Raw genomic sequence first — 24,311 nt, forward strand, 5'->3', positions numbered from 1 at the left:
GGTGCGGCTTTTTTAATGGTCGAGCATGGTGATGTCGAGGATGTCGATGAAAGAGATGAACACCATTTCATCTTCAGGCGCCAGACGTTGGCCAATCAGCATCAGACTCCATCTATCGACCCGGAGAAGCTGCAGATCGACATGAAAGCGCAACCCATCATAATAATATTCGATGCGCACGTTGCGCTTTTCATGGATGGCTTTTTTCATGGTGTGGTCCATTTCCGCCAGGCGGTCGTCAGATAGTTCGGGGCGGCTTATCTTTGATTGCGCCTCGATCATGGCGTCCACCCGTTCAAACTGTTCCGGCATGGTGGCGAATGGGGCCCACTTGATCATGCCACGCCCTTTTGGAATATTGCTGTCTAGCTGGTCGATGGGCATTTGCCGGTAATCCATAGCGATCCCCTCTTTCCAGTAGAGTTATATACGCCATTATACGAACATACGTTCTGTTTTGCAACTGCGGATAATTTCGTTTAGTGAAAATCAGCAGGTATGCTAATATAAAGGCAAACTGAACCTTAGGGGGAATATGCATGATTGGATACATCGGCACGTATACAAAGGACCATGGCAAGGGTATCTATCAATTTGACCTTGACCTGAAACAAGGTGTATTCGGGGAGATTAGGGAAGCAGCGGAAACACCGAATGCAACATACCTTGACATTCACAAAGACCGTCTGTATGCAGTTAAAAAGGGCAAGGCGAAATCAGGCATCGCAACTTACGATATCAGCGACCCGAATACCGGTGACCTCAACCTGATAGAGGACTGTCTCAGAGAAGGAGCTTCCGCGTGTCATCTGACCTTGACATCAGACCAGAATTATCTTATCGATGCGGTATATCTATCTGGAGAGATCCGTCTGTATCGCGTCGATGAGCGTGGTGTGGTGACAGAACGGCTGGATGTTTTCCAGGTTGAGGGGAATGGCCCCCATGAACGTCAGGACAGTCCGCACTCCCACTTTGTCGTCGAGACTCCGGACCGAAAATATATTGCAGCAGTCGATCTTGGTGCAGATAAGATTGTTACGCTTGAAATCAAAGGTGACCGACTTGTTAAAGTGGCAGAATCAAATGTGGCGGCAGGCAGTGGCCCGAGACACTTGGTGTTCGACAACAATGGCCGCTATGCCTATATCTTTACCGAACTATCGAATGAAGTGATCGTAGCCGCTTATGAAGACGGGAAATTTTCCCCACTAAAGACATATTCGGCACTCCCGGAATCTTTCAGCGGACATTCGCAGGGGGCGGCAATACGGAAACATCCAAACGGAAAGTTCATTTATGTTTCAAACAGAGGGCATGACAGTATCGCTGTGTTTGAAATCATATCTGATGGTGAGGAACTCAAACGCCTCCAGATCGAATCTACCAACGGAGACTGGCCGCGGGACTTCAATATTACCCCTGACGGCAATTTCCTTGTGTGCGCCCATGAACGCTCTCATAATGTAGTGCTGTTCAAGATCACTGAAACAGGCACAATCGTGCGTCAAGAGGGTGAATTAGAGGCTCCGGAAGGCGTTTTTGTAGGGTTTTTATAGATGAATAAAAAATTTTTATGGCCTTTTCTGCTTCTGCTTTTGCTTCTTCTGCTGTTCTTGCCGCTTGCTGATCGGACCAGTGGCTCAGAACGTGTCATCATCGATCACAATAAAAGACAGCTGGTGCATCCGGCCTGTTTCGATCAGGCAGATCTGACGAATTACATCGATGAAGTTTCCTATTCTAGGGCTACAGAGGACCTTGACTACAAGATCAAGGACGAGTGCTCGATGGAAAGGCTCGAGAAGGGTAGAGAGAGTGTAATAAGTAAAATATTAAATGAATGACCATGTTTACTATTCAGAATATTTGTGATATTATTTGATCATACCTTTTTTCCATTCTTTTCAACTATTTGATTTTGAAATTGCCTTTCACAACAAAGGACCCGCCACTTTTGTGGCGGGTCCTTTGTTTATCTACATCCTTATGTCATCGTACTCTGGACCGCGTATGGCATGCGGTACATACGGACATGTCGGCTTGATTTTCTTATTGTTCTCTCGGGCCATTGCGACAATTTCATCGACGAGGTCTTTTGCGAGGCCTCTGTTGCGCTGTTCCGGTACTGTATAGGTGCCGGTCACATCATAATAGTCTTCTTCATCTGTATAGATCAGTTCTGCGATGGATTGACCTTCTTCTTCAATATAGAGTTTGCCCGGTTCTTTCTTCATCATATTATCATCCTCCTAGGACAATGCCTTTGTGATCTGCGGCACCACTTGCTTCTTGCGTGATACCACACCTTCCAAAACTGCCGAGTTTTCATCCAGTGAAACATCGAATGCTTTTTCAACGGAACTTGAATTCTCCCCAAGGGCAAGTATCTTCGAGTTGGAGTTGATGATGTCAGTGACGACGAGGACGAACAGACCATAGCCCTCTGACTCGATCTGAGCTCTTATCGCGTCTTCAAGTTCCGTTTTCCTGTCAAACACTTCATCGACATCGACGACGTTCACTTGGGCGATACGTGTGGTGCTTCCTCCCATATCGAAAGATTTCGCATCCCCTGTAATCAACTCCTCAGCTGACTTATCGCTTGTTGAAGCGCCAGCTTTCAGCATTGCCAGGCCGAAGGACTCGATATCGACATCAGCAATCTTCTGGAGTGCTTCTGCTGCCGCTTCATCTTCTTTCGTCGTGGTAGGGGATTTGAATAGCAAAGTATCGGAAATGATGGCCGACAACATGAGTCCAGCCATTTCCCTGGAGATCTCCAGATTATTTTCCTCATATACTTTCTTCAATATCGTTGCAGTGCACCCAACCGGTTCTGCACGGTAGTACAGCGGCCCTTCCGTGTGGAAGTTCGAAATTCTGTGGTGATCGAAAACCTTCACTATTTCAGCTGATTCGATGTTTTCTGCAGATTGCTGGAATTCATTGTGGTCGACCAATATAACGGGGGTGCCCGCTTCAAGCGTCTCCAGATACTCTGGAGACGATACGCCGAATTCATCGAGTGCGTATTGTGTTTCAGGGTTCACTTCGCCAAGGCGGTAACTTTTCACATCATTGTCGAGCTTGGATTCGATATCCGCTGCGACGATGGCGGAAGTGATCGTATCTGTGTCTGGATTTTGATGACCGAATATCTTCGTTTGAGTCATGGTTACATTCTCCTTTAGGTTATGTTCTACTATTCCCATTTTATCACCGGACCATGCATTCATCTAGGGTTCTATTGTGGCACCAAGTGTATTTTTGAAGTGGTCGAGTGCGTAACGGTGCCCTTCCGGATTGAAGGAGGCCACACATGATTCCGGCACGACGATGCCATAACCATGGTTGTAGGCGTCAACCGCCGTGTGCATGATGCAGATGTCTGTGACCAGTCCGGTCAGCGTTACGGTGTTGATGCCCCTTTCCTGAAGCAGCTGATCCAGAGGTGTGCCGGCAAATGCGCTGTAGCGTCGCTTGTCGAGGAAGAATACATCGGGGTCTCCCTTGATGGTCTCATATGCCTCGCGAACGGTGCCGTAGAGTTCGCGTCCCGGCATGCCCTCTATATTGTGCGGCGGGAACAGCCGGGATTCTGGATGGTGCATGTCTTCTTCGTAGTGAAGGTCCATCATAAAGAAGATGGGCGTGCCTTTTTTGTGGGCTTCCCTGATTTTTTCGGCGATGTCCCCTTGGATGGCGCGCCCTGCTTCTCCCGCTGTCAATTTGCCGTCGGGTGCAGCGAAATCATAAGAGTAGTCGATGACCAATAATGCATTTTTCAATTTCATTTCCTCCTTTATGTTGTCGGGTGTAGTGCTGCCTTTATTGTGCCACATTTGGGCGCTTGTATCTAAATAATATATCCATCATCAGAACCAGGGTGATTGCTGCGGCAAAGAAGATGAAGTAGAAGGACCCTTTGCTGGCACTGATGACCGCACCTCCAATGACCGGCCCGACGATACTGCCGAGACTGAACATGATGCCAGCCATCAGATTGCCAGCCGGCAAGTTATATTTGGGTGTGATGTCGGTCATGTAGCTGATGCCAAGCGAATACATGGAACCCACGGCGACACCTGCCAGGATGAACAATATAAGCAGCATGACAAAGGAAGTATTGAACGCTTCCATGGCCAAAAAGAGCAGGATGCCTGTGGCGAGCAGAATGGGCATCAGGCGCCGGCGGCCGATGCGGTCGCCAAGTATGCCGATCGGTACCTGAAGCAGTATGGCACCGAGGCTGAAGGCCGGGAGTATCCAGGTGATGGCCGACAGGCTGAAGCCATTGCGGATGGCGAATACCGGAAAGTTGCTGTTCAAGGATGCCTCGAACACACCAAACAGCATCGGGAACAAAAAGGCGATCCAACTTGTGGCGAGCACATTTTTGAAATTGCGGAATGTATTGAAGACGGTGATCGGGACCCCGGAATCGATTGGTTTTGCGTCTGATGCGTCCCTCAGCAGAAAGATGAGTGGCCAGCCGACCATGGTCAACAGACCCGAGACGATGAACGGGAGCGGCTCCCATACCGTAACAAGTTCACTGATTTTAGGGCCAATCATGAAGCCGAAAGAAAAGAACAGGCCATAGAATGCGACGATGCGGCCGAGTTTATGCTGCGGCGTCGTCTGGGTAAGCCACGTCTGGGTGCTGAAGTGCAGCACGTTATCCCCGATTCCGACAAGGAGCCGGAGCAGGAACCACAGCCAGATGGTCTCAAGCACCGGAAACAGCAGAAGGGAGAGCCCGACTATGATGCCGCCGGTGATGATCATCGGCTTGAATCCATATTTCCTGAGCGGCGCTTCGATGAAAAGAGATGAGAGCAGGACACCTATGTAAAGCCCTGAAGCATGAAGGCCGTTCAGCGTGGCATTCACTTCCTGCTGTTCAAATATGAAAGAAATAAGCGGCAGCAGCATACCTTGTGAAAACCCCGATATCGCGACGATAAATGAAAGTACGATGAAGCGCATCCTGAAACTATCCAATTTCATGTGATCCCTCCAGTCATTTCTGTTTGTATGGAAGTCAGATGTGCTAAAATGAGTATAACTGATTTTAGCACTCCATGGAGGGACGAGACAAAATGTATCAACACGAAGATGACAGTTTCATGCTGCACACTGATCTATATCAAATCAATATGGGCAAGACCTATCTGGAGCAAGGACTTGAGGACCGTACGGCGGTGTTCGACCTGTATTTCCGCAACATGCCATTTGACAATGGCTATGCGGTCTTTGCCGGACTGCAGCGCATCATCAATTTCCTGAGCAACCTGAAATTTACAGAAAGTGATATCGACTATCTGCGCTCCATCGGCTACGAGGAGACTTTCCTAGACTACCTCAAAGATCTGAGGTTCACCGGCAAGGTACGTGCTGTCGAGGAGGGGGAGGTCGTCTTCAGCAACATGCCGCTCGTGCAGGTCGAAGCGCCCATCATAGAGGCTCAGCTTGTCGAAACCGCTTTGCTCAATATCGTCAATTTCCAGACGCTCATTGCCACAAAGGCGAGCCGCATGCGCCAAGTTGTGCCGAATGACACGCTGATGGAATTCGGTACACGCCGAGCCCATGAGTTCGATGCGGCCCTATGGGGTGCACGGGCGGCCGTCATAGGCGGCTTTGATGCCACGAGTAATGTCCGCGCAGCGAAGCTGTTTGGACTGGAAGCGAGCGGCACGCATGCGCATTCCATGGTGCAGGCCTATGGTGACGATTATGAAGCGTTCAAGGCATATGCAGAAACTCATAGGAACTGTGTCTTCCTCGTAGATACGTTCGATACGTTGAAGTCCGGCGTGCCAAATGCCATCCGTGTGGCGAAGGAGTACGGCGATAAGATCAATTTCATCGGTATCCGACTGGATTCCGGGGATATCGCCTATCTGTCAAAAGAAGCCCGTAAGATGCTGGATGAAGCAGGTTTGACGGAAGCCAAGATCATCGTTTCGAACGACCTGGATGAAATGACGATCCTGTCACTGTTATCCCAAGGCGCAAAAGTAGATGGTTGGGGCATAGGCACCAAACTGATAACAGCCTTCGACCAGCCGGCACTCGGAGCAGTCTATAAGCTTGTGGCGGTTGAAAATGAGGCAGGCGAACTCGAAAACAGGATAAAAATTTCAGGGAACCCCGAAAAAGTGACGACGCCCGGCAAGAAGAACGTCTACAGGATCATCAACCGCAATACCGGCATGTCAGAAGGTGAATACATCACCCATTTCGGGGAAGAGATGAAAGAAGATCCGCTGCTGATGTTCCACCCGATCCATACGATGAAGCGCAAGCTGATCCGGTCATATGAGGCGGTGGAACTGATGAGGGATATATTTGTCGACGGGGAATGCGTGTACGAGCAGGAAACGATCGATGAGATCAAAGCCCGGCACGCCGCAAGCCTCGAAGTGTTGTGGGAGGAATATCAACGCTTCTTGAATCCGGAGGAGTATCCGGTCGACTTGTCGAAGGAATTGTGGCAGATAAAACAGGATCTTATAGAAGAAGCAAGCAATAAAAAATTGGAATAAGGAAGTGATGCAAGTGTTGCAGCAGGAAATAATGGAGAAACTTCATGCCAAACCCCAAATAGAACCTGAAAGTGAAGCGCGTGAGATCATTGATTTCATTAAGGAGTATGCGCTGAAGCACCCGTTCATCAAGTCGTTCGTGCTCGGCATCTCAGGCGGCCAGGACTCCACCTTGCTCGGCAGGTTGGCTCAGATGGCCACAGATGAGCTGAATACGGAACGTGAAGGGAAGTATGCCTTCCACGCATTGCGCCTGCCCTATGGAAAGCAGAACGATGAACAGGATGCCATCGATGCACTAAATTTCATCCAGCCGACCTACAGGGCGACAATCGATATAAAACCTGCCGTTGATGCGAGCATCGCCGCCCTGTATGAGGCAGGTTACGAGTTGAGTGATTTCGTCGAAGGCAACGAAAAGGCGAGGGAACGCATGAAGGTCCAGTACGCTGTCGCCGCTAAAACAGGCGGTGTGGTACTTGGCGCCGACCATGCGGCTGAAGCCATAACCGGCTTCTATACAAAGTATGGTGACGGGGCAGCGGATCTGATGCCACTCTATGGCCTGAACAAACGCCAGGGCAAGCAGATCATGAAATACCTGGGTGCCCCGGACCACCTTGTCAATAAAGTGCCGACAGCAGACTTGGAGGATGACCAGCCGATGATCGGGGATGAAGAGGCGCTCGGCGTCACCTATGATGCGATTGATGATTTCCTCGAAGGACGCGAGGTCTCCCCAGAGGACTACAGGACCATCACCGGGTGGTATAAACGGACGCAACATAAACGCGATCTCCCGTATCATAGATATAGCCGACCTGCCTATGACCAGACGGACACCAATTAAAAAACTCAGATCAGAAAGGTAGAATGGAATGATTGCAACGATATCTGAAAACCCCTGGCTGATGGTGCTGGTCATATTCGTCATCAACATCATCTATGTCAGCTTCCTGACGATGCGGACGATTGCGACCTTGAAAGGCTACCGCTATACCGCAGCAAGCTTCAGCATCATGGAAACATTGGTCTATGTCATCGGTCTCGGCCTCGTACTTGAGAATCTTGACCAATTCCAGAATGTCATCGCCTATGCCCTCGGTTTCGGGGCAGGGATCCTTGTCGGACTCAAGATAGAGGAAAAACTGGCACTTGGCTATTTGGTCGTAAATGTCATTACAGCTGAAAAAGACAAGGATCTGCCGACCAACATACGGGACCTGGGTTACGGGGTGACCCACGGCTATCAATACGGCCGCGACGGCCAACGTACGACGATGCAGATATTGACACCGCGCAAATACGAACGGAAACTGATTGCGACCATAAAGGAACTCGATGAAAAGGCGTTCATCATCGCCTATGAACCGAAGAACATCAATGGTGGTTTCTGGACCAAAGGGGTCAGACGTAAACGTCTGAAGAACTACGAACCTGAAAATGTAGAAGAAGTGTTGGAAGAAATCTACGAAGAAAAGGAACTGGAAGATGACAGGGATGCCAAAAAAGAAGAAATTTAGAGTAGAGCGCGATGAATCACCGGCTGATTGCCTGGCGCGCATGCGGGAGGCGGGCTATACTCCTGTCCGCCGCATGGAACAGCCAGTCTTCATCGAGCGGGGAGGCCGACGTGTGGTCGACCATCAGGAGATTGTATTTGAAGGTAAAAGGATTGAAGAATAGACGGGTAAAATGATTTACCCGTCTATTTTTTCGAACGTTTTTAAATTATATATATAAAAAGTTCGTTTTATGAGATATTTTGTTATAATGAGATAGAAATAAATCTAAGGAGTGTTTATATATGATCTCCCGTTATTCGCGAGAAGAGATGTCAAATATCTGGACAGAAGAAAACCGTTTTGAGGCATGGCTTGAAGTTGAGATACTGGCTTCAGAGGCATGGGCGGAGCTCGGTTACATACCAAAGTCGGAAGTACAGGAAATCAGAAAGAATGCAAAGATCGATGTGGAGCGCATCAAAGAAATAGAGATGGAAACACGCCATGATGTCGTCGCATTTACACGTCAAGTATCGGAAACGCTTGGAGAAGAACGCAAGTGGGTACACTATGGCCTGACTTCGACGGATGTGGTCGACACGGCACAGAGTTACCTCATCAAGCAGGCGAACGAGATTATAGAAAAAGATCTTGAAGCTTTCATCGAAGTGCTTGGGGAAAAGGCAAAAGCGCATAAGACGACCTTGATGATGGGACGTACACATGGGGTCCATGCAGAACCGACGACATTCGGCATCAAAATGGCCCTATGGTATATGGAAATGAAGCGTAATCTCGAGCGCTTCAAAAATGTCCGCAAAGAAGTGGAAGTCGGCAAGATGAGCGGGGCGGTGGGCACGTTCGCCAACATACCGCCTGAAGTAGAGAGCTATGTATGTGAACACCTCGGGCTCGGGACAGCTGAAGTCTCTACCCAGACGCTGCAGCGCGATCGTCATGCCTACTATATTGCGACGCTTGGATTGATTGCGACGTCCATCGAGAAGTTTGCGGTAGAGATCCGCGGCTTGCAGAAGACGGAAACACGCGAAGTCGAAGAAGCATTCGCCAAAGGCCAAAAGGGGTCAAGCGCCATGCCGCATAAGCGTAATCCGATCGGCAGCGAGAACGTGACTGGATTGTCCAGGGTGCTCCGCGGCTACATCACCACCGCCTATGAAAACGTACCGCTCTGGCATGAACGTGACATCTCCCATTCATCTGCTGAGCGCATCATGATGCCGGACGTCACCATCGCACTCGACTACATGCTCGGGCGTTTCACGAACATCGTCCGCAACCTGACTGTGTTTGAAGATAACATGAAAGCGAACATCGACAAGACCTTCGGCCTGGTCTACTCCCAGCGCGTCATGCTTACGCTGATCGATAAAGGGCTTGTACGTGAAGAAGCGTATGATCTGGTGCAGCCGAAAGCAATGGAATCATGGGAGACGAAAGTGCCGTTCCGTGAACTTGTCGAAAAGGACGAACGCATCCAGGAATTGTTGTCACCAGAAGAAATCGAGGACTGCTTCGATGAAACACATCACTTAAAACGCGTTGACATCATCTTCAAGAGGGCAGGTTTGGAATAAGCGTGCATTGGATGCCTGAAATATGATAATCTGAAACCAAAAGGGAACAAGGGAGCTTTTCGATGGGTAGATTATTGAAGTTTATGGTGCTGTTTCTGCTGGTTCTACAGGCAGCCGCCTGCGGCAGAGGATTGGAAGAGGCTGAGACTCGACCGCACGAGACTTTCGAGCGCGCCTACGATCCGGCTGAAATCGGTAAGCTTCAAGCAGTGCCGGATATAGCAGTGGTGGACGGCCTGACCTATGTGGACGGCATACTTATTGCCAACAAAGAATATGCCCTGCCTGAAGACTACAATCCTGGACTGCAGCCGGAAGTGATCGAATCCTATAAGCAGATGTTCCGCGACGGGGCTGAGGAAGGGCTTGATTTCATCATGGTCAGCGGATTCAGATCCTACGATTATCAAGTCGGCCTATACAATAGATATGTGGCAAGGGAAGGCAAGGAAGCGGCCGACCGCTACAGTGCCCGGCCGGGGCACTCGGAACATCAGACCGGCCTGACGATAGATGTGGGTTCGGCGGAGAGCACTGCGAACCTGAAGACGGAATTTGGGGAAACGCCCGAATATAAATGGATGAAAGATGTAGCCCACGAGTACGGCTTCATCGTCCGCTACCCTGAAGGGAAGGAAGATATTACAGGGTATATGTACGAACCATGGCATCTGCGCTATGTCGGAGATGAAGCGGAAGCGATATACGAAAGTGGACTGTCCCTTGAAGAATATCTTGGCATCGACTAGAATGACCTGGGCCCTGAAACCCAGGTCATTTTTTTATTCGCAGCTTCTGAAATCATCCATATAGCAGGCCAGGATGCCCGTAAAAATGCTATAATATGTTTATGAATTTTGATGGGAGTTTTGTATATGATGGAAGAGTGCAGACATGTATTCAAACTGGATCCGGCCGAAGAAATCGGGGATGAGGCACTGGCCCGCATCTGTGAATCCAATACAGACGCGATAATCATCGGCGGAACAGATAACATCACTGAAGACAACGTACTCAATCTGATGGCACGTGTCAGACGGTTCGCAGTGCCACTGGCGCTTGAAGTCACCTCTCCTGAAGCCGTCATACCGGGTTTTGACCACTATTTCATTCCAGCGGTATTCAATACGGGGGACATCAAGTGGCAGCATGGCATCATGCTCGATGCATTGGCAGACTATGGGCATCTGCTCGATTATGATGAAGTCTCCCTGTTGCCGTACCTCATCATGAACCCTGACAGTAAAGCGTTCAAGAAAGCACAGGGCAGGGAAATTACGGAAGAGATGCTGCCGCATTACATCAACATGCTGGATAAACTATATCAAGTACCCTACATATATATCGAGTACAGCGGCGTGTACGGAAACCCTGAACTGATGAAGCGCGTGCGTGAAAATACAACCCGTTCCCACATAATATATGGCGGTGGGATATCGACCAGGGGACAGGCAGAAGAAATGGCGGAGCATGCCGATACAATCGTCGTCGGCAACGTCATCTACGATAGTATGAAGAAAGCATTAAAGACAATCATAAAATAAATTGGAGTTTTGGATATGGATCTCAGCTTGATGAATAAGGAACAGAAAAAAGCAATAAAGACTACAGAGGGCCCGCTTCTGATCATGGCCGGGGCAGGAAGCGGCAAGACGCGCGTCCTGACGCACCGCATCGCCTATCTGCTCGGCGAGAAGGAAGTGCCGTCACGCAACATCCTTGCGATCACTTTTACGAATAAGGCAGCGCGCGAAATGAAGGAGCGGGTTGCAGCCCTTGTTGGCGGTGGGGCGGCGAGTATGTGGATATCAACCTTCCACTCCATGTGTGTTCGAATACTAAGGAGCAACATCAACTACATCGGATATGAAAACAGCTTCTCGATCCTGGATCCGACAGATCAGAAATCAGTAATCAAAGATATCCTGAAGCGGCGCAATCTGGATGTCAAGCAACACAACCCGAGAAACATCATCGGCTACATATCAGACAAGAAGAATCAACTCATCAAACCGGACCAGGCAATCAGTGAAGCGGCTTCCTATCCGGATACCCTCTATAGTGAAATGTACAGCGACTACCAGCGCATCCTCTACCGCAATAGTGCACTTGATTTTGATGATCTGATAATGCTGACGATAGAACTATTCGATAAGGAACCGAAAGTGCTTGAACATTACCAGAACCGCTTCCAATATATACATGTAGATGAGTATCAGGATACAAACCACGCCCAATACCGGCTCATCAATCAACTGGCCAAAAAATACCGCAATATATGCGTCGTCGGGGATTCCGACCAGTCGATCTATAAATTCCGCGGCGCGGATATTACAAATATCCTCAACTTCGAGGATGATTATCCGGAAGCGACCGTCATAACACTCGAGCAGAACTACCGCTCAAGCAAGAACATACTGGACGCTGCGAATGCAGTCATAGAAAACAACACAGAACGGAAACCCAAAGCCCTGCGCACTGCGAGGGACGGCGGGCCGAAGCTGCAGCTCATGGTATCGGACTCGGAACGTGGTGAGGCGGAAACGATCATCGGCAACATCCAATCACTCTCAGACGAGCATTCCTACAGCGATATGGCCGTTCTGTATCGGACCAACGCCCAATCACGTGCCATAGAGGATGCCTTGGTCAAATCGAACATCCCCTACAAGATGGTGGGCGGGATGAAATTCTACGACCGTAAGGAAATCAAGGATCTCATGAGTTATCTGAAGGTGATATTGAATCCGAATGATGACATCAGTTTCGAGCGCATCGTCAACACACCAAAGCGTGGCCTTGGGCCGAAGACGATCGATAAGCTGAAGGCCCATGGCCAGAACACGGGCATCAGTATATTTGAAGCAATCAAGGAATCCGATTTCATCGGTATACCGAAGACAGCGGTCGTCAAACTCATGGGGCTTGTCGATTTGCTGGAGGGCCTGAAGCACAAATCGCGCTTCCTGACGATCACGGAACTTGTGGACGAAGTCTTAAAGCATAGTGGCTACAGGAAGATGCTTGAAGGGGAGAAGTCGATTGAAGCGACAAGCCGGCTTGAGAACTTGGAAGAGTTTAAGACGGTCACCATGGAGTTCGATCGGGACAATGAAATATCCGACGAATTGCTCTTTACTTTCCTGAGTGATATGGCGCTCGTATCGGATCAGGACAGTGTGGAAGATGACTCGGGTGTGACGCTTATGACGATGCACGCCTCAAAAGGCCTGGAATTCAAAGTCGTCTTCGTAGTCGGACTGGAAGAAGGCATATTCCCATCGAGGCGGGTGGCCTATGATGATAGGGAACTCGAAGAGGAACGGAGGCTCATGTATGTTGCATTGACCCGGGCCGAAGATCGGCTATTCCTCTCACGTGCCAACAGCCGGATGATCTTCGGCAAGACGGAGTCGAATATCCAGAGCCGTTTCCTCTCTGAAATACCTGAGACGCTTGTGGAGGGGAAGGAAGCTGTTGGAGGTTCTGCTTCTGATGGCATGAAGAAAAGGAGCGGGAAGCCTAAAAGGAGCCGCGTGCTTACAAACAACAGTGGGGTCACTTTTTCAATTGGGGATAAAGTGGAACATAAAAAATTCGGTGACGGCATCATTTCCGGCATCAAAGGTGAAGGGGATAGCCAGGAGCTTGATATCGTATTTACGAAAGCGGGAGTCAAACGTCTGCTCGCCAACTTTGCACCGATAGAGAAGAAGGAGTAGGTTGATTCATGGAAGAAAAAATTAAAGCACTGCAGGATAAGCTCAACCGCTATAACTATGAATACCACGTTCTGGATGCCCCTTCTGTTCCGGATAGTGAATACGACAAACTGCTGCATGAGCTCATTGAACTTGAAGCGGCATATCCTGAATTCAAAACGGATACTTCACCGACGGTAAGGGTCGGCGGTGCCGTACTCGACCGTTTCAGGAAAGTCCAGCATGATACGCCGATGCTGAGCCTGGGCAATGCTTTCGATGAAGACAGCCTGCGCGCTTTCGATAAAAGGGTCAGGGAGGCTGTAGGGGAAGTCGAATATATGTGCGAACTGAAGATAGACGGCCTGGCCGTCTCCCTGAAATATGAAGATGGCAAATTCGTCCAGGGCGCAACGCGCGGAGACGGGACGGTCGGCGAGGATATCACGGCCAACCTCAGGACGATCCGGGCAATCCCCCTGGAACTGACCTCATCGTTATCCTTTGAAGTGCGCGGCGAAGCCTATATGCCCAAACCAGCTTTCGAAAAATTGAATGAAGCACGAGAAGCGAAAGGAGAAGCTCTTTTCCAGAACCCGAGGAATGCAGCTGCCGGTTCTTTGCGGCAACTCGATCCGAAACTTGCAGGCAAACGGAATTTATCGATCTTCCTCTATAGTGTAAATGATTTGAGTGGGCTTTCGGCAAAGACCCAGGATGAGGCGCTGAAGCGGCTCGATGGGGAAGGGTTCAAAACAAACCGTGAACGTCGCCTTGTCGATGATATCGAAGGGGTCCTCGATTATGTGGGGTACTGGTCGAACCGGCGCAACGATCTTGATTATGATATAGACGGCATAGTAATCAAGGTCAATGCACTCAATGCACAGGAACAGCTTGGGTTCACCGCAAAATCACCGCGCTGGGCAATCGCATATAAATTTCCTGCTGAAGAAGTCGTGACGGACCTACTCGACATCGAGCTGACCGTCGGCCGTACCGGTGCGATTACACCGACTGCGCTATTGAAGCCGGTGAAAGTGGCGGGGACGACCGTCGCCCGTGCCTCACTCCATAACCATGAACTCATTGAACAGAAGGACATCCGCATCAACGATAAAGTGATCATAAGGAAAGCAGGTGACATCATCCCGGAAGTCGTGCGGCCGATACTGGAGGAACGTACAGACCAGAAAGTCTATAAAGCACCGACAGAATGTCCAGGGTGTGGCCATGAAACAGTCAAGCTGGAAGATGAAGTGGCCATTCGCTGCATCAACCCTGGATGTCCGGCACAGCTCGTTGAAGGAATGATCCATTTCGTCTCGCGCACTGCCATGAATATCGACGGACTTGGGGAGAAAGTCGTCAAACAGCTGTTTGATGCCGGCTTGATCAATGATGTTGGCGATATTTATGCGCTCACCCGTGAAGATCTGCTTCCTCTAGAGCGCATGGGAGAGAAAAAGACTACGAATTTGCTTGAAGCGATCGAAGCATCCAAAGCCAATCCGCTCAGAAAGCTACTCGTCGGACTTGGCATACGGTTTGTCGGGGCAAAGGCTTCAGAACTCATCGCACAGGAATTCGGTACGATGGATGAAATCATGGCGCAGCCGAAGGAACGGCTTGTCGAGGTTCCAGAAATCGGTGAGAAGATTGCAGATTCGATAGTGACCTATACCCATCATCCCGATTTTCGGGCACTGGTCGATAAACTGAAGCACTACTCAGTGAATATGACGGAAGAAGTGCAGGAAGCAGCGAGTAATGCATTTGAAGGCATGACCTTCGTCCTGACCGGTAAACTCGAGCAGTTGACCCGAAATGAAGCCAAAGCACTCATTGAGGATGCTGGAGGCAAGGTGGCAGGCAGCGTATCCCAAAAAACGGATGTGGTTGTCGCCGGAGAAGAGGCGGGAAGCAAACTTGAAACAGCGCAATCGCTTGGTGTAAGCGTATGGGATGAAGCGGAATTTTTAGAGAAAACGGGGCGACAGTCATGATGAAGAAGAATCTTTTTGCCATTTTTGCCTTGTCGCTTATACTCACGGCATGTGGGAGTGAGGAAGAGGTTTCAGAGAATGAGAAGGAGCGTAAATCAGAAGAAGTCAATACGGCCCCTGTCGAAAAACAGGAAGAAACTGTGACTGAAGGGGCTTCGGATACAGTCCATTACCGGACTGTAATTCCCTACGAGATATCTCCGACAAGAGGACTGACGAGTGCCAATATGCCATCTTCCTATGACATCGAAACATTTGAAAAGGGATTGTTCGAACTGAGCAAGGATGTTTTCCCGACAAAAGAATATGCATTCCGGGAAGGCCAGATATTTACAGAAGAAATGGTGAAAGGCTATCTCGGCCGGCGCTATACCCAAGACGAGATAGCAGCGATGAGCGAGGAGGAGAAATCCCAGAATAATGCATTCAGCAATCTGGGGTTGAATCCCTCTGCAGAAGGCGAGACAGATCCGGAAGCCATTGCACAAAACGCCCCGATCTATCTGTCGCACATATTGGAGCAGAATTATATGAGTGGTGAGGGCGATGAACTGGCTCTAAACGGCATGACCATCGGCCTCGCGATGAATAGTGAATACCATTACCAGAAAGAAGAGCATGGACAGGTCTTCACTGAAGAGTTGGATAAGGCGACCGTCCAGCAGCAGGGCGAAAAGATGGCTGCAGAAATCCTTGAGAGGATCCGGGCGAATGAGGACTACAAAGATCTGGAAATTGTCTTTGCGATCTTCATACAATCAAAGGAAGATTCGATCACCCCTGGAAATTTCGTATCCACAGGCACAGCGGCGCCGGGGGAAGATAAAATAGGAGGTTTCAAGGAAGTCGATGAAAAATATATGCTGTTGCCTTCCGGCGAAGCCGGCGCCATCAGCGAAGAGGTCAACAGTGACTATAAAAACTTCAACCGCAAACTTGAGTCCTATTTCGACAGTTTCACAACTTCCATCGGCGAAGGGTACTTCAAAGATGGAAAGGTTGAACATATTTCCATCGAAATTCCACTCGACTACAGCAGCCGGGGGGAAGTGATCGGACTGACCCAATATGTAAGTACACTCGCAGAAGAGCATTTCAGGGATATAGAAGTGGAGATATCGATTAAAGATAAGAATAAGGCATATGCACTGATTACAAAAAATGCAGAAAACACCGTAGAAGTCCATATATATGAATAAAAAGATCCTCAGTCCAGAAAGGACTGAGGATCTTTGATGATATATCCTGTTTATCTGTTGTTTTTCAGGATGTCGGTTGTTTCGTCGAATTCGGCTTCCATTTCCTTCGTTATACCAGTGCCTCTAGTCATTTTACTTACTATGACGGCGGCAAGTGTAGATACGATGACGCCAGGTATGATTTCATAAAGGCCTGTACCGAAAGTGCCTGCTGCAATCCAGATGATGACGGTCGCAGCCCCTGCAATGATGGAAGATACAGCGCCGGAACGCGTAAGACCTTTCCAATGGAGGGACAGGACGACCAGTGGTCCGAATGCAGCACCGAATCCGGCCCAAGCGTTAGCTACGATGTTAAGGATCACGGATTCGTCATCCCATGCGATGATGATCGCTACGACTGCAACGAGGATGACGGATAGACGTCCCAGTAGGACGAAGTGCTGATCCAGCTCTTCTTTTGTCTTAGATTCGTTCGATAGCGTCTTCCTTCTCATTATCTTATAGAAATCTTGGACAAGCGAGCTCGAAGTGACCAGCAGTTGGGACGAAATGGTGCTCATGATCGCCGCCAATATGGCTGCCAGGAAGAAACCACCGATAAGAGGGTGGAACAGCACTTGGCTCATCAGTATCAGAATGGTCTCGGGATCGGATACAGAGTTTGCTGTTGCGTCGGTGAACGCAATACCAAGCAGACCTGTTATGGTCGCCCCAAGTAGCGAGATGCCCATCCAGACGATGCCGATGCGACGCGCCTTAGGCACTATCTTGTGTGACTTGATGGACATGAAGCGCACAATGATGTGCGGTTGGCCGAAGTACCCAAAGCCCCAAGCGAGGTTGCTCAAGATGGTTATGAGTGAGACGCCACCGACAAATGACAAGTAGTTGATGTCAGCTGCGTTGCCAAGCTCCTCAATCTTGACGAATGGTTCGATGCCCTGACCCGTCAAATTCAGCCAAGCGACGATCGGAATCAAGAATATTGCGATAAACATGATCGTCCCCTGGAAGAAGTCGGTCAGACTGACTGCCAGGTAGCCACCGAAGAATGTGTAGATGACGACAACACTGGCTGTAACGAACAGTCCCCAGTGGTAGGGAACGTTGAAGGCGCTCTCGAAGAGTTTACCTCCGGATACCATTCCACTTGCAGTATAGACTGCAAAGAATATTACGATGACGACGCCTGAAACAATTTTCAGTATGTGCTGGTCGTCCTTAAAACGATTTTCAAAAAAGTCCGGAAGTGTAATGGAATCATTGGACACTTCAGAATAGACGCGGAGCCGTGGTGCGACAACCCAATAGTTGACATAGGCCCCTATGGTCAGACCGATGGCGATCCAAAGACTGGAAAGCCCGACGCTGTACATGCTGCCAGGCAGCCCCATCAGCATCCATCCGCTCATATCGGATGCCCCTGCCGATAACGCAGTTACCCAAGGGCCGATATTACGGCCACCGAGCATGTAACCGCTAAGATTGGATGTCGATTGCTTGTATGCATAGAATCCGATAATGATGAGGATCAAGAAGTAGAGACCCATCATTATGTACTCCTGCAATCCAGCTGTAAATGTGAATTGTGCTGAATTCAGTATCATATTTTATCTCCTCCCCCTTTGATACGATACAAAACCTAAAACGCCATTGCAAACAGTTTTCATGGATTTCCAATCCAAAACAAAGCAAAAACCTTGACGCTATAGGCCTGTAGTAAGTATAAAATTACACAGTTTTATTATACTATAAAGAACATTCATTAAAAGGAAAATTTAGAAAATAAAGAAAACTATTTTACACTTTTAGGGTCAAATCACCATAAATGTTGATTGAATGGATTTCTACAATGATTTTTGTTAAAATTTAAATGTTGTTTATAAAGAAATGGAGGGAACATAATGTCCGAAATAAATGTGGATACAGTAAAACACGTTGCGAATCTCGCACGTATCGAAATGCAGGATGAAAAAGCTGCAGAAGCCCTCACGGAGGAATTGAGTAAAATCGTCGACTACGCCCATCTTCTTGATGAAGTGGATTTGAGTTCGGCGGAACCGATGTTCCACGCTTTGGACTTGACGAATATATTGCGCGAAGACGTTGCAGGAGAGCCTTTGTCCCAGGAGGAAGCGATGCGCAATGCAAAATCAGTTGAAGATGGCCAATTTAAAGTGCCAAAAATGTTGTAAGGAGGACTAAAGTGAATATATACGAATTGACGGTAGAAGAACTGTATGGAAAAATCCAGGCCAAGGAAATCAAACCTTCTGAAGTTGTGAAGGCATTGTTTGACAGGATTGAAGCTTCCGATGACACAATCGGCTCTTTTTTATTTGTAAACAAAGAAGAGGCAATGGCGCAAGCTGAAAAACTGGATCAGCTGCAGCAGGAAGATAAGATGACGGGAGCACTTTTCGGGGTGCCGATGGGAATCAAAGACAATATCTGTACAAAAGATATATTGACCACATGTGCAAGCCGCATGCTTGAAGACTTCACCCCGGTCTATGATGCGACAGTCATGGAAAAGTTGAATGAGGATAATGCCGTACTCATGGGCAAACAGAATATGGATGAGTTTGCGATGGGGGGGTCCACTGAAAATTCCTACTTCAAAATTACACGCAATCCCTGGGACCAAAAGGCAGTGCCTGGCGGCTCATCAGGCGGTTCGGCCGCTGCTGTGGCAGCAGGTTTCGTACCGTTCTCCCTAGGGTCTGATACGGGTGGTTCCGTCAGGCAGCCAGCCGCATTCTGTGGTGTCGTCGGCATGAAGCCAACCTACGGACGGGTGTCCCGTTACGGCTTGGTGGCCTTTGCCTCTTCACTCGATCAGATTGGACCCATTACGAGAAATGTGCGCGACAATGCAAAGATACTGGCGCACATTTCAGGTTCCCATACAAAAGATGCGACGAGTGCGCCGAATATGGATAATGATTTCCTGGAAGGTATAGACAAGGATATCAGCGGCATGAAGATAGCAGTACCGAAGGAATTCATGGAGAGTGTCGATTCCGAGGTTTCTGATTCTGTGAAGAAAGCGGTGGAGACGTTCAAATCCATGGGCGCGACTGTTGAAGAAGTGTCGATCCCGCATACGAAATATGTAGTCAGTGCATACTATCTTATTGCTTCAAGTGAAGCGAGCTCAAACTTGGCGCGTTTTGACGGAATCCGATATGGCTACAAGGCTGAAGGTGCCGAAACGTTGGAGGAGCACTATAAGAAAACCCGTGCAGAAGGCTTCGGAGATGAAGTTAAAAGACGCATCCTGCTCGGTACATTCGTATTAAGCTCCGGCCATTATGATCAGCACTATATCCGTGCCCAGAAACTAAGGAGCATCATAGAAGATGAGATGAAGGGCATATTCAAAAACTATGATCTGATCATCGGACCTACAACACCGACTGCAGCCTATGACCTCGGGGAGAAGGCAGATAATCAGCTGAAGATGTATAAAGATGACATCTTGACTGTCCCCGCCAACCTTACAGGAATGCCTGCCCTGTCGATTCCATCTGGTCTCGCCAGCTCCGGCCGTCCTCTCGGCCTGCAGCTCATCGGAGATCATTTTGATGAAAAGAAAATATATAATGCAGCATATAAATTCGAGACGCAGTACAATCTCCATGAAGAATTGAAGCAGCTGCAGATGGAGGTGCAATAATGCATTTTGAAACAGTCATCGGACTTGAAGTCCACGTAGAGCTCAAAACGAATACGAAGATGTTCTCAGATGCACCAGCGCATTTCGGCGCTGAACCCAACACCAACTTGAGCGTCATCGACCTGGCCTATCCAGGCACGCTGCCTGTGCCGAACAAGCAGGCTGTTGATTTCGGCATGAAAGCAGCGATGGCACTCAATATGGATATTGCGGACGTCACAAAATTCGACCGGAAGAACTATTTTTATCCGGACAATCCGAAAGCTTATCAGATTTCCCAGTTCGACAAGCCAATTGGCGAAAATGGTTGGATAGACATAGAAGTCGGCGGGGAAACCCGGCGTATCGGCATCACGCGTCTCCACCTGGAGGAAGATGCCGGCAAGTCGACCCATAGAGACGACCATTCCCTGGTAGACCTCAACCGTCAAGGGACGCCGCTCGTCGAAATCGTTTCCGAGCCGGACATCAGGACGCCGGAAGAAGCTTATGCCTACCTTGAAAAACTGAAGGCCATCATCCAATATACAGGAGTTTCCGACTGCAAAATGGAGGAAGGATCGCTCAGATGTGATGCCAACCTCTCGCTTCGGCCATACGGACAGGAAGCGTTCGGCACCAAGACAGAGCTCAAGAATCTGAACTCCTTCAGCTTTGTCAGAAAAGGGCTGGAATTTGAAGAGAAACGCCAAGAAAAGGTTTTGATGAAAGGCGGAGAAATCGCCCAGGAGACGCGTCGTTTTGATGAGAAGACAGGTGAAACCCTGCTTATGCGCGTAAAAGAGGGGTCAGATGACTATAGATACTTCCCTGAACCCGATCTGGTGCAGATCCGCATCGATCAGGAGTGGAAAGATGAAATCAAGGCGCAGATTCCACTTCTGCCGGACGCACTTAAAGAGAAGTACGTTGAAGAATATGGCCTGCCGGCATACGATGCACATGTACTCACTCTGAAAAAAGAGACATCGGACTTCTTTAATGCAATGGTGGAAACCCATGGGTCGGATGTCAAACAGGCATCCAATTGGCTGATGGGAGGCGTCAACGAATACCTCAACAAACAGCAGATGGAATTGTCCGAGACAAAACTGACTCCTGAAAATCTATCGGGTATGATCAAATTGATTGAAGAGGGCACCATTTCAAGTAAACAGGCTAAAAAAGTATTTAATGTGCTTGTCGAAAAGGGTGGAGAGGCCAGGAAAGTCGTTAAAGACCTTGGCATGGAACAGATCTCAGACCCTAAAATACTTGGTGATATGGTGACCGCTGTACTCGATCAGAATCCACAATCGATAGAAGATTATAAGAACGGCAAGGACCGGGCAACCGGTTTCCTGATCGGCCAGATCATGAAACAGTCAAAAGGACAGGCGAACCCGCAGAAGGTCAATGAGATACTTCTTGAAGAAATCAATAAGAGATAACAGTCGACAGCGCTCGAGTGGCCGATCCACTCGGGCGTTTTTTGACTGTGATCCCCTACAAAATGGATGCCTTTGATTCGTCTATGCATTATAGGGACCATATATGGTATTCTGATATAGATATATTAAAAATTTAGTCATTAGATTGATGAGTAATGACTGGTATTATGAATGACATATTTGGGAATGATCATAAATGGATAAAAACATTGATTATATTAAAATAACAGAACATTATGTGGAGGCTTCACTCCGGATACTCAACTATTTGAAGTCGAGTGTCAAAGAAATCCATCACATCGGTTCGACGAGCGACGTGTATATGGACATGGCTGGTGACATTGATGTGCTCGTCCTGCTGAAGAATGGGAAAGGATATGCGTTGGCTGAGGCAATTGCAGAAGAAGGCTTCACGCCCGTAAGCGACCTTCCTGAAATTTTTTCTGAAGAAGTCGTACTTGAACATGAACATGGGGATCACAAGGTGAAGTTTATCCTGATGCATCACACATCCGATAAGAAAGATGCGATCCTTCATTGCAAGAAGGCGATTGGGGAGAATGAGAAGCATAGAAGGCGATTCAGGCAATTGAAGACAGCATTGAGCAATCAAAAAATCACTGGCGCAGAATATGAACAGGAGAAAGCGCTGCTTTTTGATGACATACTGAATGAACAAGAGGAATTGGATAATGTATAGGATGGTATTCATCGGCAACTGCATCCTGATCCTACTGATGATCCTCGTATCCACGACCGGTAATATCGGGCTCACACGGGTGCTGCAGGTCATCGTTTTCATACTCAGCGTCTATCTATTTTATGGCTACACTAAAAGCAGCAGTGGGAGGAGAAAATGAAAACAGCCAGAATCATATATAACCCGACCTCAGGCAGGGAAATATTCAAAAAATCATTGTCTGAAGTCCTGGAACGGTTCGAAGTCAATGGCTACATAACAAGTACGCATGCCACAACACAAGCTGGAGACGCGACCCTCGCAGCGCGAAAAGCATGTGAAATTAATTTTGACCTCATTATTGCCGCAGGGGGTGACGGGACTGTCAATGAAGTGGTGAACGGTATGGCTGAATTCGATCAGCGTCCGGCACTTGGCATCATCCCCATGGGTACAGTCAACGACTTCGCCAATGCACTCCATATCCCTGCAGATCTGATGGAAGCTGTCGATACCATCATCCATGGACGGGGGGCACGCATCGATATAGGACTGATGAACAGCAAATACTTCATCAATATCGCAGGCGGCGGTAAAATCACTGAAGTGTCCTACGAGGCGCCAAGTAAATTGAAGGCCATCATCGGACCGCTTGCCTATTATGTAAAGGGGATTGAGATGCTACCTCAGATCAGAAGCAGTAACGTCAGAATCGAATATGACGACAATGTATTCGAAGGCAAAGTCATGCTGTTCCTTTTAGGATTGACGAATTCAATCGGCGGATTCGATAAACTTGTTGCTGATGCCAAGTTGAATGACGGGAAATTCACCCTCATCATAGTCGAGGAGGCAAGCCTGACTGAGATCGGGCACATCATGACGCTTGCGACGAGGGGGGAGCACCTCAAGCATCCTAAAGTACATCTGTTCAAAGCTGAGGAAATCGACATTTCCTCATTTGAGGAAGTGCAGCTCAATCTGGACGGTGAATTTGGAGGGATTTTACCCGCGCACTTCACCAATCTGAAGCAGCACCTTGAAATCAGGATGCCTGAGGCATTCTATCTGGAGAATATTGCAGAAACCGAATAATTCGCTGTTCTATGGTTTTAAAGGCTGATAAAAGGTAATGGATGGCTTAAGTGCATAATCGATATGTACATCCATCAAAGAAGGGGGCTCACCCTATGTTCGGCTTAACAGATCTTATAGCCCTCGTAATATCGGGTTTCATCATACTGCCAGTGGTGGTGGCCCTAAGGGAGACGGAGTACGTCCTGGCCGGTTTTCTGTTTGGGGCCAAAAACAGCAGGTTGACTCTGGGGTCCGGTCCTCGGCTTTTTAAGGTTGGCATACTGGATGTACGGAAACACTATCATCTCTACAGCTGGTTTTCCTACGATGAATTGAAGAACCAGAGCCGGGTAGCCTATGTGCTGGTCTACGCCAGCCCAATTCTTGTCAATGTCGTGATCGGGCTGACGATCAACGCATTACTTGCAAATGGCTATTTGGCAGAACAGGCGACTTTCTGGAACAGGTTCATCTTCTATATATTCTATTTCATCCTGTTCGATACAGTACCCATGAAGACAATCAATGGCATGCCGAACAACGGTATGCTGATATATGAGATGCTTAGATTCGGTAAACGGACGGATCATAATAAAGAACCATTCATCCCTTCAACGTCCGTAGTCGAAAATGAATACCAGGAAGAGATGCAGCAGTTGGAAGAAGAAGTGGAGAAGGCAGAAGAAATGCAGGAACAGGCAGAGGAGGAAAAACGAGAAGCCAGACAGAAAAAAACGGAAGGAAGAGAAGAAGAAGGAAGAAGCGGAAGAAGAAAAGCAGGAAGAGGAAGAGAAGAAGGAAAAGGCCCGGAAAAAGCAACGGAAAGAAGAAAAAGAACGGAAGAAAGCTGAGTGCTTGGCACTCAGCTTTCTTTATTTAC

The 24,311-nt window shown here is 48.4% G+C and carries 25 protein-coding genes; 19 read left to right on the plus strand and 6 right to left on the minus strand.

Annotated features, from left to right (window positions below):
• Positions 1 to 12: 12 nt before the first annotated feature.
• A complete protein-coding gene (locus ACZ5LF_RS03550; RefSeq protein WP_380570526.1) occupies positions 13 to 399 on the minus strand; it encodes a YolD-like family protein in 387 nt (128 codons plus the stop codon).
• A gap of 140 nt (positions 400 to 539) precedes the next feature.
• On the opposite strand from ACZ5LF_RS03550, the gene ACZ5LF_RS03555 reads away from it, so the two are divergent.
• Positions 540 to 1,559 (plus strand): lactonase family protein, encoded by a 1,020-nt coding sequence (locus tag ACZ5LF_RS03555; protein WP_380570525.1) that lies wholly within the window; start codon positions 540 to 542, stop codon positions 1,557 to 1,559.
• Positions 1,560 to 1,847, plus strand: a complete 288-nt coding sequence (locus ACZ5LF_RS03560; RefSeq protein ID WP_380570524.1) for an alpha-amylase — start codon at positions 1,560 to 1,562, stop codon at positions 1,845 to 1,847.
• A 132-nt stretch (positions 1,848 to 1,979) separates the two neighbouring features.
• Here the strand turns inward: ACZ5LF_RS03560 and ACZ5LF_RS03565 are convergent, their stop codons facing one another.
• From ACZ5LF_RS03565 to ACZ5LF_RS03580, 4 genes are all read right to left on the minus strand, one after another.
• The gene (locus tag ACZ5LF_RS03565) at positions 1,980 to 2,240 is read right to left on the minus strand and encodes a GNAT family N-acetyltransferase (RefSeq protein WP_380570523.1); all 261 of its coding nucleotides are present in this window, start codon (positions 2,238 to 2,240) and stop codon (positions 1,980 to 1,982) included.
• A gap of 12 nt (positions 2,241 to 2,252) precedes the next feature.
• Positions 2,253 to 3,176, minus strand: coding sequence for a manganese-dependent inorganic pyrophosphatase (locus tag ACZ5LF_RS03570; protein ID WP_380570522.1), 924 nt, complete (start codon positions 3,174 to 3,176; stop codon positions 2,253 to 2,255).
• A 63-nt stretch (positions 3,177 to 3,239) separates the two neighbouring features.
• A complete protein-coding gene (locus ACZ5LF_RS03575; RefSeq protein WP_464759701.1) occupies positions 3,240 to 3,791 on the minus strand; it encodes a cysteine hydrolase family protein in 552 nt (183 codons plus the stop codon).
• 40 nt (positions 3,792 to 3,831) lie between these two features.
• Entirely contained in the window at positions 3,832 to 5,013 is a 1,182-nt protein-coding gene (locus ACZ5LF_RS03580) for an MFS transporter (RefSeq protein ID WP_380570520.1), read from the minus strand.
• Between the two features lie 92 nt (positions 5,014 to 5,105).
• On the opposite strand from ACZ5LF_RS03580, the gene ACZ5LF_RS03585 reads away from it, so the two are divergent.
• From ACZ5LF_RS03585 to ACZ5LF_RS03630, 10 genes are all read left to right on the plus strand, one after another.
• Complete coding sequence (locus ACZ5LF_RS03585) at positions 5,106 to 6,554, plus strand: nicotinate phosphoribosyltransferase (RefSeq protein ID WP_380570519.1); 1,449 nt, start codon at positions 5,106 to 5,108, stop codon at positions 6,552 to 6,554.
• Positions 6,555 to 6,561: 7 nt separating this feature from the next.
• Positions 6,562 to 7,404 (plus strand): ammonia-dependent NAD(+) synthetase, encoded by an 843-nt coding sequence (gene nadE, locus ACZ5LF_RS03590; RefSeq protein ID WP_380570562.1) that lies wholly within the window; start codon positions 6,562 to 6,564, stop codon positions 7,402 to 7,404.
• Positions 7,405 to 7,432: 28 nt separating this feature from the next.
• Complete coding sequence (locus ACZ5LF_RS03595; protein WP_380570518.1) at positions 7,433 to 8,077, plus strand: DUF2179 domain-containing protein; 645 nt, start codon at positions 7,433 to 7,435, stop codon at positions 8,075 to 8,077.
• Entirely contained in the window at positions 8,055 to 8,240 is a 186-nt protein-coding gene (locus tag ACZ5LF_RS03600; protein WP_380570517.1) for an NETI motif-containing protein, read from the plus strand. Before ACZ5LF_RS03595 ends, ACZ5LF_RS03600 begins: the two co-directional genes overlap by 23 nt.
• Positions 8,241 to 8,361: 121 nt before the next feature.
• Complete coding sequence (purB, locus tag ACZ5LF_RS03605) at positions 8,362 to 9,657, plus strand: adenylosuccinate lyase (protein WP_380570516.1); 1,296 nt, start codon at positions 8,362 to 8,364, stop codon at positions 9,655 to 9,657.
• A 62-nt stretch (positions 9,658 to 9,719) separates the two neighbouring features.
• Positions 9,720 to 10,406 carry a M15 family metallopeptidase gene (locus ACZ5LF_RS03610; protein ID WP_380570515.1) on the plus strand — a complete coding sequence of 229 codons (687 nt, stop codon included), beginning with the start codon at positions 9,720 to 9,722 and terminating at the stop codon, positions 10,404 to 10,406.
• A gap of 120 nt (positions 10,407 to 10,526) precedes the next feature.
• Positions 10,527 to 11,201, plus strand: a complete 675-nt coding sequence (gene pcrB / locus ACZ5LF_RS03615) for a heptaprenylglyceryl phosphate synthase (protein ID WP_380570514.1) — start codon at positions 10,527 to 10,529, stop codon at positions 11,199 to 11,201.
• A gap of 9 nt (positions 11,202 to 11,210) precedes the next feature.
• Complete coding sequence (pcrA, locus tag ACZ5LF_RS03620; RefSeq protein WP_380570513.1) at positions 11,211 to 13,379, plus strand: DNA helicase PcrA; 2,169 nt, start codon at positions 11,211 to 11,213, stop codon at positions 13,377 to 13,379.
• A gap of 8 nt (positions 13,380 to 13,387) precedes the next feature.
• Entirely contained in the window at positions 13,388 to 15,364 is a 1,977-nt protein-coding gene (gene ligA / locus ACZ5LF_RS03625; protein WP_380570512.1) for an NAD-dependent DNA ligase LigA, read from the plus strand.
• Positions 15,361 to 16,563, plus strand: coding sequence for a CamS family sex pheromone protein (locus tag ACZ5LF_RS03630; protein ID WP_380570511.1), 1,203 nt, complete (start codon positions 15,361 to 15,363; stop codon positions 16,561 to 16,563). Before ligA ends, ACZ5LF_RS03630 begins: the two co-directional genes overlap by 4 nt.
• A 50-nt stretch (positions 16,564 to 16,613) precedes the next feature.
• Here the strand turns inward: ACZ5LF_RS03630 and putP are convergent, their stop codons facing one another.
• Positions 16,614 to 18,173, minus strand: coding sequence for a sodium/proline symporter PutP (gene putP, locus ACZ5LF_RS03635; protein WP_380570510.1), 1,560 nt, complete (start codon positions 18,171 to 18,173; stop codon positions 16,614 to 16,616).
• Between the two features lie 297 nt (positions 18,174 to 18,470).
• On the opposite strand from putP, the gene gatC reads away from it, so the two are divergent.
• The 7 genes from gatC to ACZ5LF_RS03670 all read left to right on the plus strand — a co-directional run bounded on the left by gatC (position 18,471) and on the right by ACZ5LF_RS03670 (position 24,282).
• Positions 18,471 to 18,761, plus strand: coding sequence for an Asp-tRNA(Asn)/Glu-tRNA(Gln) amidotransferase subunit GatC (gatC, locus tag ACZ5LF_RS03640; protein ID WP_344700638.1), 291 nt, complete (start codon positions 18,471 to 18,473; stop codon positions 18,759 to 18,761).
• An 11-nt stretch (positions 18,762 to 18,772) separates the two neighbouring features.
• Positions 18,773 to 20,245 (plus strand): Asp-tRNA(Asn)/Glu-tRNA(Gln) amidotransferase subunit GatA, encoded by a 1,473-nt coding sequence (gene gatA / locus ACZ5LF_RS03645; RefSeq protein WP_380570509.1) that lies wholly within the window; start codon positions 18,773 to 18,775, stop codon positions 20,243 to 20,245.
• Positions 20,245 to 21,675: an Asp-tRNA(Asn)/Glu-tRNA(Gln) amidotransferase subunit GatB gene (gatB, locus tag ACZ5LF_RS03650; RefSeq protein ID WP_380570508.1), complete on the plus strand. Its 1,431-nt coding sequence runs from the start codon at positions 20,245 to 20,247 to the stop codon at positions 21,673 to 21,675. The genes gatA and gatB overlap by 1 nt, the downstream gene beginning before the upstream one ends.
• 196 nt (positions 21,676 to 21,871) lie before the next feature.
• Complete coding sequence (locus tag ACZ5LF_RS03655; protein ID WP_380570507.1) at positions 21,872 to 22,375, plus strand: GrpB family protein; 504 nt, start codon at positions 21,872 to 21,874, stop codon at positions 22,373 to 22,375.
• Complete coding sequence (locus tag ACZ5LF_RS03660; protein ID WP_344700642.1) at positions 22,368 to 22,535, plus strand: hypothetical protein; 168 nt, start codon at positions 22,368 to 22,370, stop codon at positions 22,533 to 22,535. Before ACZ5LF_RS03655 ends, ACZ5LF_RS03660 begins: the two co-directional genes overlap by 8 nt.
• Entirely contained in the window at positions 22,532 to 23,449 is a 918-nt protein-coding gene (locus tag ACZ5LF_RS03665; RefSeq protein WP_380570505.1) for a diacylglycerol kinase, read from the plus strand. Before ACZ5LF_RS03660 ends, ACZ5LF_RS03665 begins: the two co-directional genes overlap by 4 nt.
• A 95-nt stretch (positions 23,450 to 23,544) precedes the next feature.
• Entirely contained in the window at positions 23,545 to 24,282 is a 738-nt protein-coding gene (locus ACZ5LF_RS03670) for a hypothetical protein (protein ID WP_380570504.1), read from the plus strand.
• The last annotated feature ends 29 nt before the right edge of the window (positions 24,283 to 24,311 follow it).

This window comes from Salinicoccus siamensis (assembly GCF_055391965.1).